The sequence below is a fragment of the Bradyrhizobium erythrophlei genome (assembly GCF_900129425.1).
GTDB classification, from domain to species: Bacteria; Pseudomonadota; Alphaproteobacteria; order Rhizobiales; family Xanthobacteraceae; genus Bradyrhizobium; species Bradyrhizobium erythrophlei_C.
Window position 1 is genome coordinate 7,220,001 of record NZ_LT670817.1, and the last position, 16,937, is coordinate 7,236,937.

A 16,937-nucleotide genomic window follows, 5' to 3' on the forward strand; every position below is an offset into this window, starting at 1 on the left:
GAGTTTGGTTGGGTTTGGTAAGACGGTAAGTCCCCCTAGCCCATCCAGTGCTCTACCCCCCGAAGCATTCATGCGAGGCGATACCTAAATATCTTTCGCGGAGAACCAGCTATTTCCCAGTTTGATTGGCCTTTCACCCCTAACCACAAGTCATCGGAGTCTTTTTCAACAGACACCCGTTCGGTCCTCCAGTGAGTGTTACCTCACCTTCAACCTGCTCATGGCTAGATCACTAGGTTTCGGGTCTAATACAACGAACTTGGCGCCCTATTCAGACTCGCTTTCGCTGCGCATACGCCTATCGGCTTAAGCTTGCTCGTTAAATTAAGTCGCTGGCCCATAATACAAAAGGTACGATGTCACCCAGAACGTATCTTGGGCTCCATCTGTTTGTAGGTGTCCGGTTTCAGGTCTATTTCACTCCCCTCGTCGGGGTGCTTTTCACCTTTCCCTCACGGTACTGGTTCACTATCGGTCGCTGAGGAGTACTTAGGCTTGGAGGGTGGTCCCCCCACGTTCAGACAGAATTTCACGTGTTCCGCCTTACTCAAGGACACATCATTGCATTACCCGTACGGGGCTATCACCCTCTGAGGCCCTGCTTTCCTGACAGGTTCCGGTTGTCTTTGATGTGTCACTGGCCTGGTCCGCGTTCGCTCGCCACTACTAACGGAGTCTCTGTTGATGTCCTTTCCTCCAGGTACTTAGATGTTTCAGTTCCCTGGGTTCGCTTAAAACCTCCTATGAATTCAGAAGTTTCATACCTTCACTTGATAACTGGAAATCCAAAACCTCGCGGCTTGGTCTCACACATTGCTGTATGAACCCCAGGACACAAGGCCTTGGAGTTCCAGCTATCGAAGGTGGGTTTCCCCATTCGGAAATCCGTGGATCAAAGCTTCTTCGCAGCTCCCCACGGCTTATCGCAGCGTAGCACGTCCTTCATCGCCTCTCAGCGCCAAGGCATCCACCGAACACCCTTAAGGCACTTGATTGCTCTCATTATCAATGTCCACACACTCGGCAGAATGTAGTCCGCACACTTGCCCTGAAGTCGAAACTTCAAAGGCGCGCACCCTCGATGAATGCTGCATGCGGCTGGACACTGATTAGAAAGACCAGCTTGCTTCGTAAGATCAACCCGATGATGAGGCGGTCAAGCTTCACCAACAAGGACATTTACAACCCGCTCATCTTGCGATGAACAGGCGCCGAAACGTCCCGGAGATAGTGATTGTGAACTGCAAATTGCTTCGCAGATCCCAAACTCGGATCAATCTCCTCTTTACGATGTCAGAAATCCCGCACGCGCATCCCGTTAGGGACACGACGTGCGAAGTGATGTTTCGCGGACGATGATTTGGCACTCGGTAGTCAGCCCGTCTTCGCTCTTTCGAGCTTCGCCGGGCACGCGTCGATCGCCATGCCCGGCTGCGCCACGCATAGCCGAAGCGAAGCGTGGTGGAGCCAGACGGGATCGAACCGACGACCTCATGCTTGCAAAGCACGCGCTCTCCCAGCTGAGCTATGGCCCCGTACCAGAAGACGAATGCTTTACGCTGGATGAGAGACGGCCTGCGCTCGATCAAAGTGGTGGGCCTGGGAAGACTTGAACTTCCGACCTCACGCTTATCAAGCGCGCGCTCTAACCAACTGAGCTACAAGCCCCCTACACGAGGAGCATGCTCGCGCGCACCGGTTCGCACCAGATGCATCGCACAAGCGCAGCCCCTGGCGCGTGTTCGTCCGCGAAGAAAGAGAAACGTAGACGGCGAAATCCCGCCAATGGAGCTCAGCAATCCTGAAACTGCTGGCCCCTGATGTTTCTAAAACGATCCGATAGAACAGCGTGAGCTGATCTGAAGGATCATCCTTAGAAAGGAGGTGATCCAGCCGCAGGTTCCCCTACGGCTACCTTGTTACGACTTCACCCCAGTCGCTGACCCTACCGTGGCCGGCTGCCTCCCTTGCGGGTTAGCGCACCGTCTTCAGGTAAAACCAACTCCCATGGTGTGACGGGCGGTGTGTACAAGGCCCGGGAACGTATTCACCGTGGCGTGCTGATCCACGATTACTAGCGATTCCAACTTCATGGGCTCGAGTTGCAGAGCCCAATCCGAACTGAGACGGCTTTTTGAGATTTGCGAAGGGTTGCCCCTTAGCGTCCCATTGTCACCGCCATTGTAGCACGTGTGTAGCCCAGCCCGTAAGGGCCATGAGGACTTGACGTCATCCCCACCTTCCTCGCGGCTTATCACCGGCAGTCTCCTTAGAGTGCTCAACTAAATGGTAGCAACTAAGGACGGGGGTTGCGCTCGTTGCGGGACTTAACCCAACATCTCACGACACGAGCTGACGACAGCCATGCAGCACCTGTCTCCGGTCCAGCCGAACTGAAGGACTCCGTCTCTGGAGTCCGCGACCGGGATGTCAAGGGCTGGTAAGGTTCTGCGCGTTGCGTCGAATTAAACCACATGCTCCACCGCTTGTGCGGGCCCCCGTCAATTCCTTTGAGTTTTAATCTTGCGACCGTACTCCCCAGGCGGAATGCTTAAAGCGTTAGCTGCGCCACTAGTGAGTAAACCCACTAACGGCTGGCATTCATCGTTTACGGCGTGGACTACCAGGGTATCTAATCCTGTTTGCTCCCCACGCTTTCGTGCCTCAGCGTCAGTATCGGGCCAGTGAGCCGCCTTCGCCACTGGTGTTCTTGCGAATATCTACGAATTTCACCTCTACACTCGCAGTTCCACTCACCTCTCCCGAACTCAAGATCCTCAGTATCAAAGGCAGTTCTGGAGTTGAGCTCCAGGATTTCACCCCTGACTTAAAGACCCGCCTACGCACCCTTTACGCCCAGTGATTCCGAGCAACGCTAGCCCCCTTCGTATTACCGCGGCTGCTGGCACGAAGTTAGCCGGGGCTTATTCTTGCGGTACCGTCATTATCTTCCCGCACAAAAGAGCTTTACAACCCTAGGGCCTTCATCACTCACGCGGCATGGCTGGATCAGGCTTGCGCCCATTGTCCAATATTCCCCACTGCTGCCTCCCGTAGGAGTTTGGGCCGTGTCTCAGTCCCAATGTGGCTGATCATCCTCTCAGACCAGCTACTGATCGTCGCCTTGGTGAGCCGTTACCTCACCAACTAGCTAATCAGACGCGGGCCAATCTTTCGGCGATAAATCTTTCCCCGTAAGGGCTTATCCGGTATTAGCACAAGTTTCCCTGTGTTGTTCCGAACCAAAAGGTATGTTCCCACGCGTTACTCACCCGTCTGCCGCTGACGTATTGCTACGCCCGCTCGACTTGCATGTGTTAAGCCTGCCGCCAGCGTTCGCTCTGAGCCAGGATCAAACTCTCAAGTTGGACTTGAAACTTTTGAACCGGCTGATCACAACGTTTGACGAGGTCCCACCATATTTATTGAACGCGATTCACATCGCGAACAACGATGGTGTAACCTATGTAAACGTGTACCGCCGAAGTCTTTCGTCCAGCCTCAATACTTGAAAACCGAAGTCTTCAGACATCGAGACTCGCAAGGACTCCGCCGTCCACGTTTCTCTTTCTTCATCTTCACTTGTCAAACAGCCCGGGGTCCGAAAACCCCACTTCCATCTCTGGAAGGGTCGCTAAATCCTCACTCGACGGCAAATGACAACCGATTGGTATCGGCTGTTGATTCACTCATCCTAGTGAGGAGCTTACAGGCGCGAAAACTTGCCTTGGCCAAGGGCCAAGACAGCGCCGCGCTCAGTGGGCGGTTTATAAGCCGGCCCAATCGGCCTTGTCAACCGGTGTTGTCAACAAATCGTCGCATCACCGACCAGAATCTTGCACTGCGAAGAAGTCTAGATTTTTAGGGACTTTGCGCCGTACTTGAGCCACAATGCTGCGACGTTCTGGCGTTACATAAGCGTTGAATCGTCGGGTGCCAGTGGGGGCTGCCGACGTTCATGACCGAGGGAACCGGCGATTTCCAGTGAACCCGTCGCCTTTTCCCTGCAGCCTGGAAACATCGAGAGATTTGCACACCATTGTTGTTCGTGATTCCGGCCGGCCTCTTGGTCTTCAAGATTCCCGAACAGCCATGCGGCACGCCATGCTCCCGGATATTCCCTTGATGAAAACGGGAGAGGGATTGAGCGAAGGTCTCGAATGTTGATGGAATTTGGGGGGACGGCGGGTTGAACCAACGGACGTCACGCGGTGGCGGCTACGGACGCGAGACCGGGATCATCGATCTTGGTCACGAGCCGCCGCTTTCCGTCGATGGCTCGGAAGCCGCGGTGATCGATCGCCGCCGGGTTTCCGTGCAATGGTTTAGCGGTACCATCCTGACCGGTCTGTGCGGCGCAGCTCTGATTGGCGGCGCCGTTTTTGCGTCGCTCGACGGCGAGATGACGTTTGCCAAGGTCCCGGAGCGGGTCGAGGGCGCGCTGCGCGGCGCGTTCGGCGCCAACGACCGGACCGCCAGCCTGCGCAAGAGCGATCGTCTGCCGCCGCCCAGCGAATCGAGCGCTTCGCGCAATGTGATGCGGGTTTCGACGGTCACCCGGGTCGGCAACCGCGACGTGATGCGGGTGCGGCCGTTCATCCGCATTTCCGGCAATCTGTCGATGACGACCAGCGATCTCAGCGCCAAGATCCCGCCGTTCAACGCCCAGCGCATGCTGAGCGATGTCGGCGCTCCCACGCCCGCCACCTCCGACGATCCGAATAATGCCGACGCCGCCGAACCTGATGCCGAGGTCTCGTTCGTCACCAAGGACCTTGCGCCGATCCTGCCGAAGGCAAAGATCGCCGCGGTGGTCGCGCTCGATGAGGTGCTGCTGCGGGTGCGCGATGCCTCGAACTGGCGCGGCGGCGGCAGCGGCGTGCGCTACGCCGCCCTCGCTAACGCGGCCGCCGATGCCAGCGGCGGCCAGCCCGATCTCAAACTCGCCTATGCCTCCGAGGGCACCTCTGCCGATCCCTATGCCGGCTTCGAAACCCGGGTGGTGCCGGAAAACGTCACACTGCTGCCGAAGACGAAAGAGCAGGCCACCGGCGGCAATCCATCCGGCGAACGCGTTCACTTGGTCAAGAAGGGCGATACCGTCATCTCGATCCTGCGCGATCAGGGTGCCACGCCGGAAGAAGCCAAATCGATCGCCACCACGCTCGGCGCCCGCGGCCGCGACGGCGGCCTGAAGGAGGGCGAAAAGCTGCGCATCCTGATGGCGCCGGCGGGTCCGGGCCAGCGGCTGCAGCCCTATCGCGTGATTGTCGCCAACGACTCCACCATCGAAGCCGTGGCCGCCTTGTCCGATCTCGGCAAATATGTCGCTGTCGACGTGCAGAGCATGAACAGCGTTACCGAAACCGCCGACAACAGCGATGATGATGCTGATGACGACGGCAGCGGCGTTCGGCTCTATCAAAGCATCTACGAGACCGCGCTGCGCAACAAGGTGCCGCCGAGCGTCATCGAGGACATGATCCGCATCTACTCCTATGACGTCGACTTCCAGCGCAAGGTACAGCCCGGCGACTCCTTCGACGTGTTTTTCGCTGGTGAAGACGAAGGCGCCACCATCACCGAAAAGACCGAGGTGCTGTTTGCTTCCCTCACCGTCGGCGGCGAGACCAAGAAATACTATCGCTTCCAGACCCCCGACGACTCCGTGGTCGATTATTACGACGAGACCGGCAAGAGCGCGAAGAAGTTCCTGGTGCGCAAACCCGTCAACAACGCGATCATGCGCTCGGGCTTCGGCAGCCGCCGCCATCCCATCCTCGGTTACGTCAAGATGCACACCGGTGTCGACTGGGCTACGGCCTACGGCACGCCGATCTTTGCTTCCGGCAACGGCGTCGTCGAAGTCGCGGGCTGGGAAGGCGGCTACGGAAAGTACGTCAAGCTGAAGCACAACAACGGTTACGAGACCGCCTACGGACACATGTCGGCCTTCGCCAAGGGGCTGGAGGTCGGCAAACGGGTTCGCCAGGGCCAGGTGATCGGCTTCGTCGGCTCGACTGGACAATCGACCGGCGCCCACGTCCACTACGAAATCCTGGTCAACGGCCGCTTCGTCGATCCGATGCGCATCAAGCTGCCGCGCGGCCGTTCGCTCGACGGACCGTTGATGGCAAGCTTCGAGAAGGAACGCGACCGGCTCGACGCCATGATGAACAGTCGCGGCGGCGTGGCCCGGCTATCCGACGCAGCCGACACCGCCGGCGTGCGGCAAATCAGCAATCGCTGAAGGGCGGCTGATCCATCTGAGCCGATGTTTCGGTGCCGACACCGACCGGCCTTCTCCATATCAGCGAAGAGGGCCGGTCTTGGCCGTCAGTTCAGCTTCCGCTTCGGTATCGGCGCTTCGAACTGCGCGATTTCGGCAGTCTGCGGCGCCTTGCCGTTGAACGTCAGCACGTTGCCTTCCACCGAGATCGCGACGTGATCGCCATCCCGCACGTCGCCGGCAAGGATCATTTCCGCTAGCGGATCCTGCAGACTGCGCTGGATCACCCGCTTGAGCGGCCGGGCGCCATAGGCGGGATCCCAGCCCTTGGCGGCCAGCCAGTCGCGGGCCGCGGCATCGAGCGTGAGCACGATCTTGCGCTCCTCCAGAAGCTTCTGCAGCCGGCCGAACTGGATCTCGACGATCCTTCCCATCTCGCTCTTCTGCAGGCGGTGGAACAGGATGATCTCGTCGACGCGGTTGAGGAATTCCGGGCGGAAATGCGCGCGCACCGTGCTCATCACCTCCTCGCGCACCGCCGAGGAGTCTTCGCCTTCCGGCTGATTGACGAGGAATTCCGAACCGAGATTCGAGGTCATGATGATCAGCGTGTTGCGGAAATCGACTGTGCGGCCCTGACCATCGGTCAGGCGGCCGTCGTCGAGCACTTGCAAGAGCACGTTGAAGACATCGGGATGCGCCTTCTCGATCTCGTCGAACAGCACCACCTGATAAGGCCGCCGCCGCACCGCTTCGGTGAGCGCGCCGCCCTCGTCATAGCCGACATAGCCGGGGGGCGCGCCGATCAGCCGCGATACCGAGTGCTTCTCCATGTATTCGGACATGTCGAGGCGTACCATCGCGGTCTCGTCGTCGAACAGATATTCCGCAAGCGCCTTGGTCAGTTCGGTCTTGCCGACGCCGGTCGGCCCCAGGAACATGAACGAGCCCATCGGCCGGTTGGGATCCTGCAGTCCCGCGCGCGAACGCCGCACCGCGGTCGCCACCGCATGCACGGCTTCGGCCTGGCCGACCACGCGCTTGCCGAGGCTTTCTTCCATCCGCAGCAGCTTGTCCTTTTCGCCCTCGAGCATCTTGTCGACGGGCACGCCGGTCCAGCGCGAGACCACCTGCGCGATGTGGTTGGCGGTGACGGCTTCCTCCATCATCTCGCCGGAGTTTTCCTTGGCCTCGATCTCGGCGAGCCTTTTCTCAAGTTCGGGAATCCGGCCATAGGCCAGTTCGCCCGCGCGCTGGTATTCGCCGCGACGCTGCGCGTTGGCGAGTTCGATGCGCAGGGCGTCGAGGTCGGCTTTCAGCTTCTGCGCGTTCGACAGCTTGTTTTTCTCCGCGCTCCAGCGCGAGGTCAGGGCCGCCGACTTTTCTTCGAGTTCGGCGAGTTCCTTTTCCAGCGTCCGCAGACGGCTCTTCGAGCCGGGGTCGCTCTCCTTCTTCAGGGCTTCCTGCTCGATCCTGAGCCGGATGATTTCCCGATCCAGCGAATCGAGCTCTTCCGGCTTGGAATCGACCTGCATCTTCAGCCGCGCCGCGGCTTCATCCATCAGGTCGATCGCCTTGTCGGGGAGAAAACGGTCAGTGATATAGCGGTTCGACAGCGTGGCCGCCGCCACCAGCGCGGAATCGGTGATGCGCACGCCGTGGTGCTGCTCGTATTTGTCCTTCAGGCCACGCAGGATCGAAATGGTGTCCTCGACGGTCGGCTCGGAGACGAAGATCGGCTGGAACCGCCGCGCCAGCGCCGCGTCCTTTTCGACATGCTTGCGATACTCGTCGAGCGTGGTCGCGCCGATGCAGTGCAATTCGCCCCGCGCCAGCGCCGGCTTGAGCAGATTGGACGCATCCATCGCGCCGTCGGCCTTGCCGGCGCCGATCAGCGTGTGCATCTCGTCGATGAACAGGATGATGGACCCCTCGGCCGCGGTAACTTCCTGCAGCACGGCCTTCAGCCGTTCCTCGAACTCGCCGCGATACTTTGCACCCGCAATTAGCGAGCCGAGATCGAGCGACAACAGTTTCTTGTCCTTCAGGCTCTCGGGCACGTCGCCGTTGACTATCCGCAGCGCCAGACCTTCGACGATCGCGGTCTTGCCGACGCCGGGCTCGCCGATCAGCACCGGATTGTTCTTGGTACGGCGGGACAGCACCTGGATGGTGCGGCGGATTTCCTCGTCACGCCCGATGACGGGGTCGAGCTTGCCATCGCGGGCGGCTTGCGTCAGGTCGCGCGCATATTTCTTCAGCGCATCATAGGCGTTTTCGGCCGTCGCACTATCGGCGGTGCGGCCCTTGCGCAGGGCTTCGATCGCCGCGTTGAGGTTTTGCGGCGTGACGCCGCCCTTTTTCAGGATGGCGCCGGCGTCGCTGCCCTTTTCCAGCGCCAGCCCAAGCAACAGCCGTTCGACGGTGACAAAACTGTCGCCGGCCTTTTCGGCGGCTTTTTCCGCGGTGTCGAACGCGCGCGCCAGTTCCGGCCCGAGATAAACCTGTCCGGCACCGCTTCCGGAAACTTTTGGCAGCTTGCCGAGCGCGTCTTCGGTCGACTTCAGGATCGCGCGCGAATTGCCGCCGGCCCGGTCGATCAGACCGCCGGCGAGACCCTCGCTGTCATCCAGCAGTACTTTCAGCAGATGCAGCGACGAAAACTGCTGGTGGCCGTCGCGCATCGCGAGCGATTGCGCCGACTGGATAAAACCGCGTGCACGCTCGGTGTATTTTTCAATATTCATAGCTGTAGTCCCTCAGCCTGCCGCTCCGCCCCGAAGGCACGGACACAGCATCTTCACGGGGTTTCCGCGGGCCGCATTGACATTCCTCAATCCGGCGCGCAGTGGCGTCACCGACGCTCATGCCGGCTTGAGGCAAATGTGGGAAGCGGGTTCCGAAAACGGAAGAGCCGGTTTCACAAATTCGTGTGCGATGGCGCGCGGCCGGAGAATCCCTTAAGAAACCGGATGCCTCCGAACCAGCCCGCACAGATCGCCGGCCTTTATCGCTATCCCGTCAAAGGCCTCTCCCCGGAACCCTTGCCCAGCGTCGCACTGGGCGTAGGCCAGACGCTTCCGGCCGACCGCCGCTATGCCATCGAGAACGGCCCCAGCGGCTTCGATCCTGCCGCACCGGCGTGGCTGCCGAAATCCCACTACCTGATGCTGATGCGCAACGAGCGGCTGGCGGGATTGCGGACCCATTTTGAGGATGACACCCATCTGCTGACGATTCGCGAAAACGGCAAGCTGGTTGCGCGCGGTGACATGGAAACAGCGGAGGGCCGCGCCGCCGTCGAGGCGTTTTTCGCAACCCATTTCGCTCATGAGCTCAAGGGACCGCCCAAAATCCTTTCAGGCGGCGGCCACAGCTTTTCGGATGTCGCCAGGAAAGTCGTCTCCATCATCAATCTCGGCAGCGTCGCCGCCATCGAGAACATGGTCGGCCTGCCGGTTCACCCGCTGCGTTTCCGCGCCAACCTGTATGTCAATGGCTGGCCGGCGTGGCAGGAGTTCGAACTACTCGACCGGACCTTTGCCATTGGCGAGGCGCGGCTCAAGGTCGTGAAGCGGATCACCCGCTGCGCCGCCGTCAACGTCGATCCGGAAACCGCGGCGCGCGACCTCGACATCCCGCCTGTGCTGATGCAGCGCCTCGGCCATAACGCGTGCGGTGTCTATGCCGAGGTGATCGCCGGCTGCACCATTGCCACCGGCGATCATGTGACGGTCAGTTCGTAGGCATGACGTAGGCGTAGACTCTGCGGCGTGAAATCGGCGCTTCCACGACACGATTGCGGTTGTTGCCGGAGATCAGGATCGGATTGCCGGCCGCATCGATGCCACTGACAATGCCGACATGTCCGCCGCCGCGCCGGGCCATGACGGCGATGGCGCCGACCTGCGGCCCGGATACACGCTGGCCGTAGCTAGCGAACGAACGCGCCGCGTCCGAGCCCGTGCCGTGAAAGCCGGTGCGCTGCAAAACCATGTTCATGAACCGTGCGCACCACAGGGTTGCGCGGCTGGTGGGATTGCCGCCGATGTAGCGGCGCGCCTCGGCGACAACGTTCGACGATCCGAAGCCGCTGGACGTCATGCCGCCGGACACCGTGCTTGAGCCGAGGCTGGCATTGGTTTCGCCAAAGCCGTGTGTTTGCATTTGCGCGATGCCGCGCTCCCAGCGCGATGCGCGCGCGAAGTGCCGATAGTGACGATAAGCGTAGTGCCGCCTGGCGTTTCGGCCGGCGTAACGCGCATGAGCGTGTCGCCCCGCGCCATAGTGAGTCCTTGCCGAAGCCGGGCTGGCCGACGCGACGATCGCCACCGAACACAATGCCAGTGCAACGACGCGAAGAGAAGCGATACGAAGCAACCGGCAAAACGCATACAACTGAAGCATACTTTATCCTCTTTGACACCCCCGCTCCCCGCCGGCTTGTGAGGCCGACATCCGCGGCTTCGTATGCGAGTTGCGGTATGGCGGGAGCAAGACGCGATGCGGCGGTGCAAGATCTGTTTCGGGGTCATTCCGCGATCATTTCGTGACAAAAAATCAGTGATCGCCGCATTGCAGCCGCGAGCATTAACTGCGATTTTCGAAGCCGGCCCATGAGAAGGAATAATCAAATGCCCTATGCCGTAACGAGCGACAATGTCCGCCTCTATTTCGAGGAGGCAGGCCAGGGAACGCCGATCATTTTCCTGCACGAATTCGCCGCCGACTACACCAATTGGGAGCCGCAGATGCGTTACTTCTCGCGCGGGCACCGCTGCATCGCCTATTCCGCGCGCGGCTACACGCCATCGGATGTGCCGCCTGCGCCCGACGCCTATACCTACAAGCACTTCTATACCGATGCGCTCGCCGTGCTCGATCACCTGCAGATCCAGAAAGCGCATTTCGTCGGGCTGTCGATGGGTTCCTATTCGTCGCTGCAGATCGGCCTGAACGCGCCGGAGCGGGCATTGTCACTGACATTGGCCGCCGTCGGCTCCGGTTCGGACCTGAAAAATCTCGATGCCTTCCGCAAGCAATGCCAGGCCAATGGCGAGCAATACGAGACGATTGGCTCGGCTGAAGTCGCGAAAGCGACGCGCGAGGCGCCGAGCCGGATTCCGTTTCTGCTGAAGGATCCGCGTGGACACGCCGACTTCTACGATTCGCTGGCGCGGCACGATTCCAGGGGCTCGGCCAATACCATGCGCGGCTTTCAGGGCGGCAGGCCTTCGGTCTACACGCTGACCGAGGCGATCCGAAAAGTCCCGACGCCGACGCTCATCATCTGCGGCGACGAGGACGACAATTGCATCGAACCCAGCCTGTTCCTGAAGAAGCATCTGCCGGCATCGGGACTGGCGATATTCCCGAAGTCAGGTCACGTGCTCAATCTCGAGGAGCCCGCACTGTTCAACGAAATGGTCGAGCGTTTTGTCGCTCTGGTCGAAGCCGGGCGCTGGCCGGCGCGCGATCCAAGGTCGATGACGGAATGACGAAACATAGCGATCACGACCTAGCTTACCGGCTCTTCCCGGCCCGGCTCAGCAAAAACACGCCCTGCTCGCCGAACATGTTCCAGAACCACCAGGGCGCGTTGAGCCGCAGCGGCCGGCCGTAGAGATCGAGCGCCACCGCGCGCTCCATCTTGACGTTGATTTCGTCGCAGAGCTGCACGAAATCCTTGATGGTGCAAAAATGGATATTCGGCGTGTCGTACCAGGTCGCCGGCAGGTTTTCGGTGCGCGGCATGTGGCCGCCGACCAGGAGCTGCAGCCGCATCTTCCAGAATCCGAAATTCGGAAACGAAACGATGGCGCGGCGTCCGATCCGCAGCAGATTCTCCAGCACCACGCGCGGCTGCCGCGTCGCCTGCAAGGTCTGCGACAGGATCACGTAATCGAAGGCGTCGTCGGAATAGTTGACGAGGTCGGTGTCGGCGTCGCCCTGCACCACCGCGAGCCCCTTGGCGACGCAGCGGTTGACGCCCTCGCGCGACAACTCGATGCCGCGCCCGTCGATGCCCCGTGTTTCCAGCAACTGCAGAAGATCGCCCTCGCCGCAGCCGACGTCCAGCACCTTCGAGCCGCGTTCGACCATCTGCGCCACCAATAGATGATCGCCGCGATAATGCCCGGTGTCCGACGGCGCCATGCCGGTCAGCGGCAGGACCTGTTGCTGCATGGTCATGTCGGCTTCCCGCTCAGGCCGCGCGCCTTGCCCGCGGATTCCAGGAATGCACGGGAGATGTCGAAAAATTCGGGAACATCGAGCAGGAATGCGTCATGCCCGCGGTCGGTCTCGATCTCCGCGAACGACACCCGCGCGCTCGAGGCGTTGAGCGCATGCACGAGCGCGCGCGACTCCGGAGTCGGAAACAGCCAGTCGCTGGTGAACGACACCACGCAGAATCGCGCCTGGATACCGCGGAACGCCTGCGCCAGCACGCCATTATGATCGGCGGCGATGTCGAAATAGTCCATCGCCCGCGTCAGATAGAGATAGCTGTTGGCATCGAAGCGCTCGACGAACGACGAACCCTGATGGCGCAGATAGCTCTCGACCTGAAAATCGGCGTCGAACGAGAAGGTCGGCAGGTCGCGGTCCTGCATCCGCCGGCCGAACTTGCGGTGCAGGGCGGCATCCGACAGATAGGTGATATGCGCGGCCATCCGCGCGACCCCGAGGCCGCGATGCGGATGGGTGCCTTGCTCGAAGTAGCGCCCGTTGTGCCAATCCGGATCGGCCATCACAGCCTGGCGGCCGAGTTCGTGAAACGCGATGTTCTGCGCCGAATGCCGCGTGCTGCACGCGACCGCCAGCACCGAGAACACGCGGGCGGGATAGGCGGCGGTCCACTGCAGCGCCTGCATGCCGCCCATCGAGCCGCCGACCACGCAGAACAGCGTGTCGATCCCCAGGCGGTCGAGCAGCATGGCCTGCGCGCGCACCATGTCGGGAATGGTGATGATGGGGAAATCCAGTCCCCATAATTTGCCGGTGACGGGATTGGTCGATGCCGGCCCGGTCGAGCCCATGCAGCCGCCGATCACGTTGGCGCAAATGATGAAGTAGCTGTCGGTGTCGAGCGGACGGCCCGGACCGACCATGGTTTCCCACCAGCCGGGCTTGCCGGTCACCGGATGCACATTGGCGACATGCTGATCGCCGGTCAGCGCATGGCAGACCAGAATAGCGTTGGAGCGGTCGGCGTTGAGTTCGCCATAGGTCTGATAGGCGATCTGGAATGGCGCAAGATCGATGCCGCAATCGAGCGGTAACGGCTGGTCCACGCCGAACTTCGCCAGCAGCGAACTCGGATGATCCGCCTCCTGCGACCGCTCGTCGGCGTGGATCGCCGGACTGGATATCGACTGTACCTTCACCATCTTGATACCGACCTCCTTCAGGAGGCTTTGCGAAGCCACCACGGAAATCAGGCCATAAAAAACCCGGCCTGAACAACGTTCGACCGGGATCAAATCTGTCCCCGGCCTGTTTAGCGAATTGTTTAACGTGGCTGCAAGCCGGCCGGCTCAAATGACCACGGAGTTGAATAAGGGTAGTCTCCGGCAGGGTTTTCGTCAAGAGAAGCCTGCGGTTAACAGGGGTCGAGACCCCTCATGGTGAGGAGGCGCCCTTGCGCCGTTTCGAACCATGAGGGAGAACAAGGCCCCCATCCTTCGAGATGCGGCGAAGGCGCCGCTCCTCAGGATGAGGACATCCTTGTTGCAACCAACCTTGAACTCGAACTTCTGCGTTTTATCAGGTTTCCGCATGTCCAAGCCCCCTGCCCCGCCCTCGCTCGAGAAACTGCGCACGGAGATCGACGCCATCGACGCGCAGGTCCACGGCCTGTTGATGGCGCGCGGCGATATCATCGACCGGCTGATACAGGTGAAGCAGACCCAGGAAGTCGGCTCCGCGTTCCGCCCGGCGCGCGAGGCCGACATGATGCGCCGGCTGGTACAGCGTCATCGCGGCATCCTGCCGCTGGACACCGTGGAGAGCATCTGGCGCGTCATCATCTCGACCTTCACCTACGTGCAGGCGCCGTTTTCGGTGCATGCCGATATTTCGCTCGGCGAATCCGCCATGCGGGATTCGGCGCGGTTTCATTTCGGGTTCACCGTTCCCTACGTCTCGCATTTCAGCGCTCCCGCGGCGGTCGAAGCCGTCGCCCGGTCGAAGGGCGATCTGGCACTGGTCTCTGCCACCTCCAGCCGCACGGCGTGGTGGGTCGCGCTGGAGGCCGATGGCGCGCCGAAGATCATCGCGCGGCTGCCGTTCGTCGAGCGCGCCGACCATCCGGCGGCGCTGCCGGTATTCGTGGTATCCCGGGTCGCCGACAGCGCCATGGTGACCGAGGTCGAGATGTGGAGCGTGCGGGTCTCCGGCTGGAACGCCGAGACCGCGCGGGCGCTGTCGCCGCTCGCCGAAATCCTCGCGGTGCCGGACACCGCCTTCGACGGCGCAGCCCTTCTGGTGTCGGTGGCGGGCTCAACCAGCCTCGAAAAGATCCGGTCGGCGCTGATCGAGGCCGGCGCGTCGGTGCGTTCATCGGCTCTCGTCGGCAGCCATGCAACGCGCTATACGGTGCCCCCGAATGGGGCGGCGAAATCGTAAAGGCCGCCCCGATAATCCGGAGTTGAAGATGTCCCGTCCCGTGCCGAATCCCGGCATTCTCGAAATTGCGCCCTACACGCCCGGCAAGAGCCCGGTGCCGGAGCCGGGCCGCAAGGTGTTCAAGCTGTCGGCCAATGAAACGCCGTTCGGGCCTTCGCCGAAGGCGATCGAGGTCTACAAGCAGGCGGCGGCGCATCTGGAGGACTACCCGGAAGGCACCTCGCGCGTGCTGCGCGAGGCCATCGGCCGCGCCTTCGGGCTCGATCCCGACCGCATCATCTGCGGCGCCGGCTCCGACGAAATCCTCAACCTGCTGGCACATACCTATCTCGGCCACGGCGACGAGGCGATCTCGACCACCCACGGCTTTCTGGTGTATCCGATCGCGACGATGGCGAACGGCGCCATCAACGTGGTCGCACCCGAGACCAACTTCACCGCCGACGTCGACGCGATCCTGAAACTGGTGTCGCCGCGCACCAAGCTGGTGTGGCTCGCCAACCCGAACAACCCGACCGGGACCTACCTGCCGTTCGACGAGGTCAAGCGGCTGCGCGCCGGATTGCCGCCGCATGTGCTGCTGGTGCTCGATGCCGCCTATTCCGACTACGTGTCGCGCAACGACTACGAGATCGGCATCGAACTGGTGGCGACGACCGAAAACACCGTGATGACCCACACCTTTTCCAAGATCCACGGGCTCGCGAGCTTGCGGGTCGGCTGGATGTTCGGGCCGGCCCATATCGTCGATGCGGTCAATCGTATCCGCGGTCCCTTCAATGTGTCGACGCCGGCGATGCTGGCGGCGGTCGCGGCGATCGAGGACACCGCGCATCAGCAGATGTCCAAGGCGCACACCGAAAAATGGCGCAACTGGCTGACCGAGGAACTGACAAAGCTCGGCCTCAAGGTGACGCCGAGCGTGGCGAACTTCGTGCTGATCCACTTCCCGTTCGACAACGGCAGGACCGCCGCCGACGCCGACGCGTTCCTGACCAAACGCGGCCTGGTGCTGCGCGCGCTCGGCAATTACCGCCTGCCCCACGCCTTGCGCATGACCATCGGCACCGACGAGGCCAATCGGCTGGTGGTCGAGGGCTTGCGCGACTTCATGGCGGGCAAGTGAACGCCGCGCCGCACTTCCGGAAGATCGCGCTGATCGGCTTCGGGCTGATCGGCGGCTCGATCGCGCGTGCCGCGCGTGAACAGGGCCTGGCGGCAGAGATCGTCACTACCGCGCGCTCGGCGAAAACGCGTGCGCGGGTGCAGGAGCTTGGAATCGTCGATGCCGTGGTGGAGACCAATGCGGAGGCGGCCAAAGACGCCGATCTCGTCATCCTCTGCATCCCGGTCGGTGCCTGCGGCGCGGTCGCGCAGGAGATCGCGGCCGACCTGAAGCCGGGCGCCATCGTCTCCGACGTCGGCTCGGTCAAGGGCGCGGTGGTGCGGGACATGGCGCCGCATTTGCCTGCCGGCGTGCATTTCGTGCCGGCGCATCCGGTGGCGGGCACCGAGCATTCCGGCCCGGATTCCGGTTTCGCCGAATTGTTCATCAACCGCTGGTGCATTCTGACCCCGCCTGAAGGTACCGATCCCGACGCGGTCGAGAAACTGCGCGGATTCTGGGCCGCGCTCGGCGCCAGGGTCGAGACCATGACGCCCGACCATCATGATCTCGTGCTCGCGATCACCAGCCATCTGCCGCATCTGATCGCCTACACCATCGTCGGCACCGCCGAAGAACTCGGCCAGGTGACCTCGTCGGAAGTGATGAAATTTTCCGCCGGCGGCTTTCGGGACTTCACCCGCATCGCGGCCTCCGATCCCGTGATGTGGCGCGACGTGTTCCTGGCCAACAAGGAGGCGGTGCTGGAAATGCTCGGCACCTTCAACGAGGACCTCTCCAAGCTGACCCGCGCGATCCGCCGCGGCGACGGCGAAGCGCTGTTCGAACATTTCACCCGCACCCGCGCCATCCGCCGCGGCATCGTCGAGATCGGGCAGGATTCCGCCGCGCCCGATTTCGGCCGTCCGCACGCGCAACTGGGAAAGAAAGCGGACTGAGAAAGCACGGCGTCGT

10 protein-coding genes, 2 tRNA genes, 2 rRNA genes and 1 riboswitch (1 of these 15 only partly in view) are annotated in these 16,937 nt (G+C 61.6%); of the genes, 6 read left to right on the forward strand and 8 right to left on the reverse strand.

Features of this window, described 5'->3' with window-relative positions:
• The 4 genes from B5527_RS34370 to B5527_RS34385 form a co-directional block, all read right to left on the reverse strand.
• Window positions 1-995, reverse strand: a 23S ribosomal RNA gene (locus B5527_RS34370) (it extends 1,850 nt beyond the left edge of the window).
• A 464-nt stretch (window positions 996-1,459) separates the two neighbouring features.
• Window positions 1,460-1,535: transfer RNA gene (locus B5527_RS34375), tRNA-Ala, on the reverse strand.
• A 56-nt stretch (window positions 1,536-1,591) separates the two neighbouring features.
• Window positions 1,592-1,668, reverse strand: a tRNA-Ile gene (locus tag B5527_RS34380).
• 209 nt (window positions 1,669-1,877) lie between these two features.
• Window positions 1,878-3,368: ribosomal RNA gene (locus B5527_RS34385) — 16S ribosomal RNA — on the reverse strand.
• The 16S and 23S rRNA genes sit together here with 2 tRNA genes alongside, the layout of an rRNA operon.
• 821 nt (window positions 3,369-4,189) lie before the next feature.
• On the opposite strand from B5527_RS34385, the gene B5527_RS34390 reads away from it, so the two are divergent.
• Complete coding sequence (locus B5527_RS34390; protein WP_172842753.1) at window positions 4,190-6,250, forward strand: M23 family metallopeptidase; 2,061 nt, start codon at window positions 4,190-4,192, stop codon at window positions 6,248-6,250.
• Between the two features lie 86 nt (window positions 6,251-6,336).
• Here B5527_RS34390 and clpB read toward each other — a convergent pair whose 3' ends face one another.
• On the reverse strand, window positions 6,337-8,976 hold the full coding sequence (clpB, locus tag B5527_RS34395) for an ATP-dependent chaperone ClpB (protein WP_079605464.1): 2,640 nt from the start codon (window positions 8,974-8,976) through the stop codon (window positions 6,337-6,339).
• 225 nt (window positions 8,977-9,201) lie between these two features.
• Between clpB and B5527_RS44810 the strand changes: the two genes are divergently transcribed.
• On the forward strand, window positions 9,202-9,975 hold the full coding sequence (locus B5527_RS44810) for an MOSC domain-containing protein (protein WP_172842754.1): 774 nt from the start codon (window positions 9,202-9,204) through the stop codon (window positions 9,973-9,975).
• On the opposite strand, the gene B5527_RS34410 is transcribed toward B5527_RS44810, so the two are convergent.
• Window positions 9,965-10,636, reverse strand: a complete 672-nt coding sequence (locus B5527_RS34410) for a TIGR02594 family protein (RefSeq protein WP_079605466.1) — start codon at window positions 10,634-10,636, stop codon at window positions 9,965-9,967. The two genes, B5527_RS44810 and B5527_RS34410, sit on opposite strands and share 11 nt — an antisense overlap.
• Before the next feature lie 227 nt (window positions 10,637-10,863).
• On the opposite strand from B5527_RS34410, the gene B5527_RS34415 reads away from it, so the two are divergent.
• The gene (locus B5527_RS34415) at window positions 10,864-11,727 is read left to right on the forward strand and encodes an alpha/beta fold hydrolase (RefSeq protein ID WP_079605467.1); all 864 of its coding nucleotides are present in this window, start codon (window positions 10,864-10,866) and stop codon (window positions 11,725-11,727) included.
• Window positions 11,728-11,752: 25 nt separating this feature from the next.
• Here B5527_RS34415 and metW read toward each other — a convergent pair whose 3' ends face one another.
• Window positions 11,753-12,421 (reverse strand): methionine biosynthesis protein MetW, encoded by a 669-nt coding sequence (gene metW, locus B5527_RS34420; protein ID WP_079605468.1) that lies wholly within the window; start codon window positions 12,419-12,421, stop codon window positions 11,753-11,755.
• Window positions 12,418-13,620: a homoserine O-acetyltransferase MetX gene (gene metX / locus B5527_RS34425; RefSeq protein ID WP_079607723.1), complete on the reverse strand. Its 1,203-nt coding sequence runs from the start codon at window positions 13,618-13,620 to the stop codon at window positions 12,418-12,420. Before metX ends, metW begins: the two co-directional genes overlap by 4 nt.
• Before the next feature lie 89 nt (window positions 13,621-13,709).
• Window positions 13,710-13,789: riboswitch (SAM riboswitch) on the reverse strand.
• Between the two features lie 219 nt (window positions 13,790-14,008).
• Here metX and B5527_RS34430 point away from each other — a divergent pair.
• Genes B5527_RS34430 through B5527_RS34440 form a run of 3 tightly spaced genes read left to right on the forward strand, consistent with a single transcriptional unit; the run spans window position 14,009 to window position 16,921 of the window.
• On the forward strand, window positions 14,009-14,857 hold the full coding sequence (locus B5527_RS34430; RefSeq protein ID WP_079605469.1) for a chorismate mutase: 849 nt from the start codon (window positions 14,009-14,011) through the stop codon (window positions 14,855-14,857).
• A 28-nt stretch (window positions 14,858-14,885) separates the two neighbouring features.
• On the forward strand, window positions 14,886-15,983 hold the full coding sequence (locus B5527_RS34435; RefSeq protein WP_079605470.1) for a pyridoxal phosphate-dependent aminotransferase: 1,098 nt from the start codon (window positions 14,886-14,888) through the stop codon (window positions 15,981-15,983).
• Window positions 15,980-16,921 (forward strand): prephenate/arogenate dehydrogenase family protein, encoded by a 942-nt coding sequence (locus tag B5527_RS34440; RefSeq protein WP_079605471.1) that lies wholly within the window; start codon window positions 15,980-15,982, stop codon window positions 16,919-16,921. Before B5527_RS34435 ends, B5527_RS34440 begins: the two co-directional genes overlap by 4 nt.
• Window positions 16,922-16,937 lie beyond the last annotated feature (16 nt).